At 71.3% G+C, this 8,601-nt stretch carries 7 protein-coding genes; 5 read left to right on the top strand and 2 right to left on the bottom strand.

Going from position 1 to position 8,601, the window contains the following annotated elements:
- Positions 1-225 precede the first annotated feature (225 nt).
- Positions 226-1,128, top strand: coding sequence for a hypothetical protein (locus VKV26_24225; protein HLZ73022.1), 903 nt, complete (start codon positions 226-228; stop codon positions 1,126-1,128).
- 180 nt (positions 1,129-1,308) lie between these two features.
- Positions 1,309-1,794 carry a response regulator gene (locus VKV26_24220; GenBank protein ID HLZ73021.1) on the top strand — a complete coding sequence of 162 codons (486 nt, stop codon included), beginning with the start codon at positions 1,309-1,311 and terminating at the stop codon, positions 1,792-1,794.
- Between the two features lie 121 nt (positions 1,795-1,915).
- On the opposite strand, the gene VKV26_24215 is transcribed toward VKV26_24220, so the two are convergent.
- Positions 1,916-2,785, bottom strand: coding sequence for a hypothetical protein (locus VKV26_24215; GenBank protein ID HLZ73020.1), 870 nt, complete (start codon positions 2,783-2,785; stop codon positions 1,916-1,918).
- Positions 2,786-3,321: 536 nt separating this feature from the next.
- Here VKV26_24215 and galK point away from each other — a divergent pair.
- Complete coding sequence (gene galK, locus VKV26_24210; GenBank protein HLZ73019.1) at positions 3,322-4,425, top strand: galactokinase; 1,104 nt, start codon at positions 3,322-3,324, stop codon at positions 4,423-4,425.
- A 30-nt stretch (positions 4,426-4,455) separates the two neighbouring features.
- On the opposite strand, the gene VKV26_24205 is transcribed toward galK, so the two are convergent.
- Positions 4,456-5,088, bottom strand: a complete 633-nt coding sequence (locus VKV26_24205; GenBank protein HLZ73018.1) for a hypothetical protein — start codon at positions 5,086-5,088, stop codon at positions 4,456-4,458.
- 213 nt (positions 5,089-5,301) lie between these two features.
- On the opposite strand from VKV26_24205, the gene VKV26_24200 reads away from it, so the two are divergent.
- Together VKV26_24200 and VKV26_24195 are read left to right on the top strand one after the other, a co-directional pair.
- Positions 5,302-6,927, top strand: a complete 1,626-nt coding sequence (locus VKV26_24200) for a thiamine pyrophosphate-dependent enzyme (protein HLZ73017.1) — start codon at positions 5,302-5,304, stop codon at positions 6,925-6,927.
- A gap of 369 nt (positions 6,928-7,296) precedes the next feature.
- Positions 7,297-8,460: a glycosyltransferase family 4 protein gene (locus VKV26_24195; GenBank protein HLZ73016.1), complete on the top strand. Its 1,164-nt coding sequence runs from the start codon at positions 7,297-7,299 to the stop codon at positions 8,458-8,460.
- The last annotated feature ends 141 nt before the right edge of the window (positions 8,461-8,601 follow it).

The raw sequence follows: 8,601 nt of genomic DNA, 5'->3' as shown, positions 1-8,601 counted from the left end.
CATCCAACAGCGGCTCAAGCGGGCCGGGGCACGCTGGTCGGATGCTGGCGGCCAGGTCATGGTTGCACTCCGCGCCCAGCACGCCACGCAACTCGCCCAGGCCGCCTAATCACTTGACCCATTACAACTTGTCACACCCTGGTACAGGTCTCCGAGGCCGCCGGTCCGGCCTACGGCGACGACGACTGGTTCTGGCTGGGCGTCCATGCCTTCGCCCTGCAGGAGGTGCGCCGCTTCGCCGAGGCGCGCCGCGCCGCCCTGCGCTCGCTCGATCGCTTTCCGCTCGGCGCCTTCACCAGCCATGCCCTCGCGCACGTGCACTACGAGCTGGGTGAGTACGCCGAGGGCGCCGGTTTCATGCCCGGCTGGCTGGCCCGCTACGGTCGCGACGGCGGCCTGCACCTGCACCTCTCCTGGCACCTCGCGCTCTTTCACCTGGCGCAGGGCGAATACGCCGAAGTGCTGCGCCTCTACGACGCCGAGATTCGGCCGGCGGTGCAGCCCGACTGGTTCGCGCTCTTCGACCCGGTCTCGCTGGTCTGGCGCATGCAGGCGTTCTGCGGTGCGGCGCCGCAGGGGTTGTGGCCGGAGCTAGGCCGGATCGCGGCGCAGCGCGCGGCGCCGCCCGGCATGATCTTCGCGGACCTGCACCACGGCATGGCGCTGGCGGCCACGGGAGAACTGGGGGCATTGGACCGATTGCTGGAAAGCTTCCAGGCGCGCGCCGCGCGCGGCCATGCCGCGGCCGAGGTGGCGCTGCCGTTGATGCACGGGCTGCTGGCGTTCGCCCAGGGCGACTACGCGGGCGCCGCCGACCGGATCGAGCCCATTGAGGAGCGCATCTACCTCGTCGGCGGCAGCAAGGCGCAGCGCGAGGTCTTCCACGACACGTTGCTGGAGGCGCTGCTGCGCGCCGGCCGCTTCGAGGCCGCCGAGCGCCGCCTGCGCGAGCGCCTGGACCGGCGGCCGGCGCCGCGCGACTTCTATCGCATGGCGCGGGTCCAGGTCGGGCTTGGTGTGGCAGACGAGGCGCGGACGGCGATCGATCGCACACTGGCGGCCTGGCCCGCGTCCGAGTCCGCCGCTGAGCTGGAGGCGGCGCGGCGGCTTGCGCAGTCGCTCGCGTAAGTCGTGTGGCTCTCCACAATAAGCGGTCAACTGCCGATCATCGGAGTAGACGATATCGGGCAGCGGAGGCCGAAGGGAGTATCGAACGCGCGGTGGCGCTCGGTTAGCGTAAGTGCTGACAGCCTGAGCGCGGCCCCGGTGGCGGGCGGCGCGCGGGCCGGCGGAATGCGAAGCGTAACGGTGCACGCAGCGTCCGAAGTTGGAGCAGCTCGTTCGGCAGGCAGCCATGCGCGGCCGGCCACGCGCCGGCCGGCCGTAGCGCTGGCGCAGGCGCTGGTGCTCGTCGTCGACGACGAAGCCGGCATCGTCGAGTTCCTTTGCTACGCGCTGGAGGAACAGGGTTACCGGGTCGCCTCCGCGCGCGACGGCACGGCCGCCCTCGACGCAATCGCGCGGGAGCGGCCGGCCTGTGTCGTGACCGACCTGATGATGCCGCGGCTGAACGGCTGGGATCTGACGCGGCAGTTGCGCCGCGACGCGGAAACCGCCGGCATTCCCATCGTGGCCATGAGCGCCGTGGACCCCACGGGCGCGCCTGCCGACGCCTACCTGCGCAAGCCGTTTGAGCTGAAAGATCTGCTGCAGATCCTCGCCGGCCTGGGCGTGGCGCCCGCCCTGCACACGGGCAGCCGCCGCACCAATGGCAGGCGCGACCACTGCGCCTGAGCGTGCTCGTCTGTGCGCCGGTGCGCTGCATGGGCAGCCGCCGTCCGCTTCGCGCGGCCGCGGCCGCTCTGCGCTCGGCGGCTGTCGAGATCGTGCCCTTGTTGCCGCGGGCGATGATGCATCAGTGGGTGGGCGTCCCCTTGTGGGGCGGAGCCGCCGGGGCCGCGCGCGGCGCCGACGCGGCGCCGCTGAACACGCTTTGCAGGCTGCCGGCCAGCGCGGGCGTGCGTTGCAGCGCCGCCAGCCGTGGCGGCAGCGCCAGCAGGGCCGCGCGCGAGAGGCGGCCCGCTTCAATCACAACCTCGGTTGCCCCGGCCTCCACACGCAGCAGCAGGACTTCCGGCGCGCCCGGCCAGCTCACCAGGTCCGCACGGCGGGCCTGACCCTCGATCTGCACCGAGAGCGCGGTGTGCACGGGGCAGCCGAGCGTCGCCAGCGCCGCGGCCGGATCGGCCAGCGGGTCGCCGGCCGCCGGCGTGCCGGCGAGGCGGCTGTGCAAGCGAACGGCGTCGAGCGCGTCGTCGAGGTCGTCGCGCGCGGGCACGGCGCCCGCGCCGGGGCTGCTCTGCACAATCACGAGGCCGCCGCCGGCGGCGGCCGGCTGGCGATACTGTACGGCCAACAAGGAAACGCCCCGGCCGGCCGGTTCCGGCGCCGTGGACTCGCGCAACTGCACGGGCGCGAACTCGGCGCGGGGCGCGGAAAGGGCATAGAGCGGGAAGCCGGCATCCGCCGCGATGCGAGCGATATCCGGGGTGGGCTGCGGGGTGGCGGGCGTGGCGCGGGGCCGCGCCGGTGGGGGAGAGAAGAGCTGGATGCGTTCGCCGGCGGGCGCGCTCTGCGGCTCGCCGGCGAGGAAACTGGCGGGGATGTCGTCGGTCGCGATCGGCGTGCTGCCCGCAGCCGGGCCATCCCTGGGAGCGATCGTGGCGGCGGGCCGCGTCTTTGCGGAGCCAGGGCTGCAGGCGACGCCGGCTGCGAGCGCGGTCAACAGCGCCACCGCCAACCAACCGCAGGCGGCCGCGCCCGTGCGCCGCCGTGCGCCGCCGCGCTCGGCCGGCGGGATCGGGGGCGTTCCGCCATGGCTGCGGGAGGGCCGGCGCACGGCCTGAAGGCGCATCGGCACCAGTATAGCGGCGTCGCCGCGCCGGACCCGAGCGGACCGCTCGCGGCCGCGCCGCCGGCCCTGCAGCCTTCCAGTCCGCAACAATTTTGCACGGAAAATCGGCTCCAGACCCGTTGACAGCCTCTGCGACCCGTTATACAGTAACGACTGTCAGGGTAATCCTCTCGCAAGCGGGTGATAGAGAGCGGCAACGTTCGTCGAGGCCCTGCGATGCACGGAGCCGCGCAAGCGGCGACGGGGCGCCGGAACTGTTTCAGGAACGGTGTTGGAACCAGGCTTCAGTCGGTCTTCGGGCCGGGTGTAAGCCGAAGTTCGGGGGACCCAGACCGGGCGCCCGGGTGGCCGTAAGGTTACCCGGGCGTTTTGCTGTGCGCAACAGTTCGCCGGCGCCGAGGTCTCCGGTGGTGGACGTTGTCGAGTTCGTCAAGCGCTTCGGACGTGAGCCAACGCACGGCGCCACGGCCCGCGGCCGCGTCAACCTGATCGGCGAGCACACCGACTACAACGGTGGCTTCGTGCTGCCCGCCCAGATCCCGCTGGCCACGCGCGTACAGCTCGCGCCGCGCCCGGACCGCGAGGTTCACATCTGCAGCGCAGCGCTGCCGGCAGACGGCGTGCGGCACTATACCGTCGGCGTCGAGCGACGCGGCCGCGGCTGGCTCGATTATGTGCAAGGGGTTACGGCGACGCTGGGCGCGGCCGGGTTCGCGCTCGGCGGCTTCGATGCGACGATCACATCGGATCTGCCTGTTGGCGCGGGGCTTGCGTCCAGCGCCGCACTTGTAATTGCGCTGCTGCGGGCGCTGCGCGCGGACTTCGGCCTGGCGCTCGACGATGTACAGCTCGCGATCGCCGGCCAGCGCGCGGAGAGCGAGTTCGTGGGCGCACGCGTCGGCATCATGGACCAGCTTGTGGCAAGCATCGGCGTTGAGGGGACGGCGTGCTTCATCGATACGCGTGGCCCGCTGTACCGCAACGTGCCGCTGCCGCCGGATGCCGCGCTGGCCGTGATCGACTCCGGCCTGCGGCACCAGCACGCGAGCGGTGACTACAATGCGCGCCGCAGCGAGTGCGAGCAGGCGGCGGCGTTGCTGGGCGTGGCGCAGTTGCGCGACCTGAACACCGCCGATCTGCCCCGGCTGCTGGCGTTGCCCGAGCCGCTGCGCCGTCGCGCCCGCCACGTGATCAGCGAAAACGCCCGCGTGCTGGAGGCCGTGGCCGCGATCGAGGCCGGCGACCTGGCCCGGCTCGGCGCGTTGTTCGACGCCTCCCACGCCTCGCAGCGCGACGACTACGACGTCTCGTTGCCGGCGATCGACCGCCTCGTGACGCTGGCCCGCGCCCAGCCCGGCGTCTACGGCGCGCGGCTCACCGGCGGCGGCTGGGGCGGCGCCGTGCTCGTGCTGGCGCGAGCCGGCGCGGCGCGACCCGCCGCCGAACGAGCCGTTGCCCGCCTCGCGGGCGAAGGCGGTCCCGCCGCGACGGTGCTGCTGCCGTTCGGCTGAAGGCGTGCGCGGCCCGCGGCGGCGCTCCGCTCAGGCGTCGCCGGCGGCCGGCCCCAGCGCGGCGCCATGACCGCCGAGGCGCAGCGCCGCATCGCGCGGCGTGAGGATCGCGCCGGCGCCGAGGGCGCGCAGCCGCGCCGCCGCACCGTGCTGCCAGAAGGTCTCATCGCGGGTCACATAGATGTCGCCGGCGTGCTCGATGTGCGCCCAGACCGAGAGCACGGTCAGGCGCGCCTCGCGCCAGCGGGCATAGAGCTCGTCGCGGTCGGCGTCGGGCCCGGCGGCATCGGCGCAGTCGCCCCAGCGAAAGGGTGCAGCGGGGAACAGCGCCCGGTGAATGCGCCGTTCCAGCCGCTCGGCCGCGGGCGTTGGCCACTGCGACCATTCGGCGAAGCTCAGGCCCCAGCGAAACAGCGGACGTAGCCGCCGCGCCTCGCCCAGGTCGAGCATGGTGATGCGCTCGCGGAAGGCGGTCAGGTCGGCGGCGTATACGCCGTCGGGCCGGCGCACGCAGCCGCCGATTACCACGACGCCGAGACGCAGCGCCCCGGTGCGGTGCAGGCCGATCAGCCGGCCCAGGGGGCGCGCCGCCGGCCGGCCCTCCTCCAGGTCCAGCAGGCTGCAGGTATCGAGGGTAACGTTCGGCCGGCCATGCCTGTTCATGCGGCGATGCTCCGGCGCGGCCCGTCCCGCGTCGCGCCTCTTGCGAGAGTATAGACTTTCTGCGCCGATTTTGTGAAGTAGCGCCCGGCCGGAGCGCCTGCCCAGCAGGCGTCACTGTGCTACCGTATGGGCCGTGCGGTCCATGGACAGCTCGCCAGATGGCGCCCCAGGCGGTCGACTGCCTGGTGAATGACGGAGCGAAAGGATCTCCCGATGCCCGAGATGACCGGTGGTGAAGCGCTCGTGCAGTCCCTCAAGACGGAGGGCGTCCAGACGATCTTCGGGCTGCCGGGCGTGCAGCTCGACTGGGCCTTCGACGCGCTCTGGCGCGCCCGCGATGAGATCCGCGTGCTCAACACCCGCCACGAGCAGGCCACCGCCTATATGGCCGACGGCTTCGCCCGCACCACGGGCAAGGTCGGCACGGCGCTGGTCGTGCCCGGTCCTGGACTGCTCAACGCCAGCGGCGCCCTCTCGACCGCCTATGCCTGCAACTCGCCGGTGCTGATGGTCTCCGGCCAGGTGCAGTCCGACCTGATCGAGTCGGGCCGCGGGCTTCTGCACGAGATTCCCAACCAGCTCGGTATGGTGCGCAGCGTCACCAAGTGGGCAGGCCGCGCGATGACGCCGCAGGAGGTGCCGGGCCTGGTGCATCACGCCTTCCATGAGCTGCAGAGCGGCCGCCGCCGGCCGGTCGAGATCGAAGTGCCACCCGACGTGCTGCAGAAGAAGGCCGATGTCACCCTGCTCGAGCCGTACCAGCCCGACCGCGAACAGCCCGACCCCGACCTGATCGAGCAGGCGGCGCGGGCGCTGGGCCAGGCGGAACGGCCGCTCATTTTCTCCGGCGGCGGCATTCTCGGCAGCGGCGCCTGGGAGGAGCTGCAGCGGCTCGCCGAGCTGCTGGGCGCGCCGGTGATCATGACGGAGAACGGCCGCGGCGCCCTCTCCGACCGCCATCCGCTGGGCATGACGCCGCTGGTCTCACCCGTGCTCACGCCCAAGGCCGACGTGATCCTGGCCGTGGGCACGCGCTTCCTGCAGCCGCTGACCATGCCCTGGGGGCCGAAGCCCGGCCAGACGGTGATCCGGCTCGACATCGATCCCGAGGAGATCACGCGGGTCGCGAAGCCGGATATCGCGATCGTGGCCGATGCAAAGGCCGGGCTGGCGCAGCTCGGCGAACGCGTGCAGTCGCACAACCGGGCACGCGCATCGCGCGGCGCCGAGTTCGCGGCGCTGAAGGCCGAGGCGCGCGAGCAGCTCAACAGCATCCAGCCACAGGCCGATTACGCGCTGGCGATCCGCGAGGAGGTGCCGGAGGACGGCATCTTCGTCAGCGAGATGACCCAGGTGGGCTACTGGAGCCGCCAGGGCTTCCCCGTCTACCAGCCGCGCACGTTCGTCGGCGCGGGCTACCAGGGCACGCTCGGTTTCGGCTTCGGCACGGCGCTGGGCGTGGCCGTGGGCAATCCGGAGAAGAAAGTCGTCTCGATCAACGGCGACGGCGGCTTCGGCTACCAGCTGTCCGAACTGGCCACGCTGATGAAGCACGGCATCACCAACCTGGTGACGATCGTCTTCAACGACAACGCCTACGGCAATGTGCGACGCATTCAACGGCAGCAGTTCAACGAGCAGATCCTCGGCTCCGACCTGCTCAACCCCGACTACGTGAAGCTGGCCGAGGCGTTCGGTATGGCCGGCGCCCGCGCTACGAGCCCGGCGGAGCTGCGCCATCAGCTGCACGCCGCGCTCGCCGACGGTCAGCCGACGCTGATCGAAGTGCCGTTGGGCGAGGTGCCGAGCATCTGGGGGCTGGCGCTGAAGCGGGCATAGGGCAGAAGGCGCAGGGCGCAGGCACGACGCCGGCCGCCGGTCCAACCGCAGCGCGGCTGGCGCCGTGTCTGCGCGCCCGGGCTAGGCGCCTCGCGGCGATCTGGCAGATCGTCGCCTAATCCTGACAACCGCGTGTCGTCGCCTGTTTTGCGGATGCAGCACGCGTGGCGGGTGCCTACGATTGATCTGGCTGACCGTCACCGGCTTCGCGTCCCGCCGCGTAATTCTTCTCCCGCCGCACATCCGACCGGCTGACTGCCACGCGCTGAGACGCGTATCATGCTCCCCGCCCGGATCTGTTGATGGCATAATCAGCGACCATTTGTATCGGATATTTCGGTGTCCATTTAAGTCCGAAAGGAGTCGGCCGTGAAGATCGCGCAGATCGCCCCGATGCAGGAGAGCGTGCCGCCGGCCACCTACGGGGGCACGGAGCGCGTCGTCTCATGGCTGATCGAAGAGCTGGTGCGTCGCGGACATGACGTGACGCTGTTCGCGACGGGTGACTCTCAGACTTCGGCGACGCTGGTGCCGGTGGTGCCGAGGGCGCTGCGGCCCGCGGGTGTGCCGGACTATCTGCCGGCGACGATGCTGGCGATCGGCCGCGCCTTCGAACGCGCCGCCGAGTTCGACGTAATCCACTCGCACCTCGATGTGCCCGCCCTTCCCTTCGCACACCTGGTGGACGCGCCGGTCGTGTTCACCACGCATGGCCGGCTCGATCAGCCCTGGTCGCGCGTGCTGTACGACGCCTACGCGGATGTACAGCTCGTCTCGGTCAGCGACAACCAGCGCCGTCTGCTGCCGCACTGGAACTGGCAGGGCACGGTCTACAACGGCATCGGGACTGCGGAGTACAGCTTCTCGCCGCGCGGTGGCGACTATCTCGCCTTCCTTGGCCGCATCTCGCCTGAGAAAGGGATCGAAGAGGCGATCCAGGTCGCACGGCTGGCCGGCATTCCGCTCAAGATCGCGGCGAAGATCGACCCGGCCGACCGCAAGTACTACGAGGAGCGCGTGGCGCCGCTGCTGCACGGGCCGCTGGTGGAGTATGTCGGCGAGATCAACCAGCAAGAGAAGGACCTCTTTCTCGGTCGGGCGCTGGCGCTGCTCTTTCCGATCCGCTGGCCGGAGCCGTTCGGCCTGGTGATGGCGGAGGCGATGGCCACGGGCACGCCCGTGATCGCCGGCCGTTTCGGCTCGGTGCCGGAGGTGATCGAGGACGGACGCACGGGCTTCATCTGCGACTCGATTGAGGAGATGGCGCTGGCCGCCGAGCGCGTGGCCGAGCTCGACCGCGCCACCTGCCGCCGCGTGGTGGAGCAACGCTTCTCCGCGGCGACGATGGCCGAAGGCTACGAGGCGATCTACCGCCGGCTCGTGCAGGCGCCGCGGCAGCCGGTGGCCCGCGTCGCGGTGAGCGCTTCCCATGACGGCGACCTGCCGCCGAAAGTGATCAACGTCGGCCCGGCCGCCGCCCGCGAAGGCGCCAGCAACGGCACGGTGCTGCTGCACGGCGACGGTAGAGACTAAGAGCCGATCCCAGTTGGGGTTGCATTGACCATAATGGAGGTGAGCAAAGCGACGGCGAGGGATGAGATGGAGGAGACGAATCGGACGCGTGGGGTGGCGGAGCCGCGCTACTGGGGCATGCCGGATGCGCTGTGGGAACGC

Source organism: Dehalococcoidia bacterium (assembly GCA_035310145.1).
Classification (GTDB): domain Bacteria; phylum Chloroflexota; class Dehalococcoidia; order CAUJGQ01; family CAUJGQ01; genus CALFMN01.
Note: the sequence above shows the minus strand (reverse complement) of the source record. Positions and strands in the feature narration are given on the sequence as shown.

Bases quoted from the DNA above. Each gene is read 5' to 3' on its own strand.
- VKV26_24200 (HLZ73017.1), top strand. From the start codon at position 5,302: ATGCCCGAGATGACCGGTGGTGAAGCGCTCGTGCAGTCCCTCAAGACG.
- VKV26_24205 (HLZ73018.1), bottom strand. From the start codon at position 5,088: ATGAACAGGCATGGCCGGCCGAACGTTACCCTCGATACCTGCAGCCTG.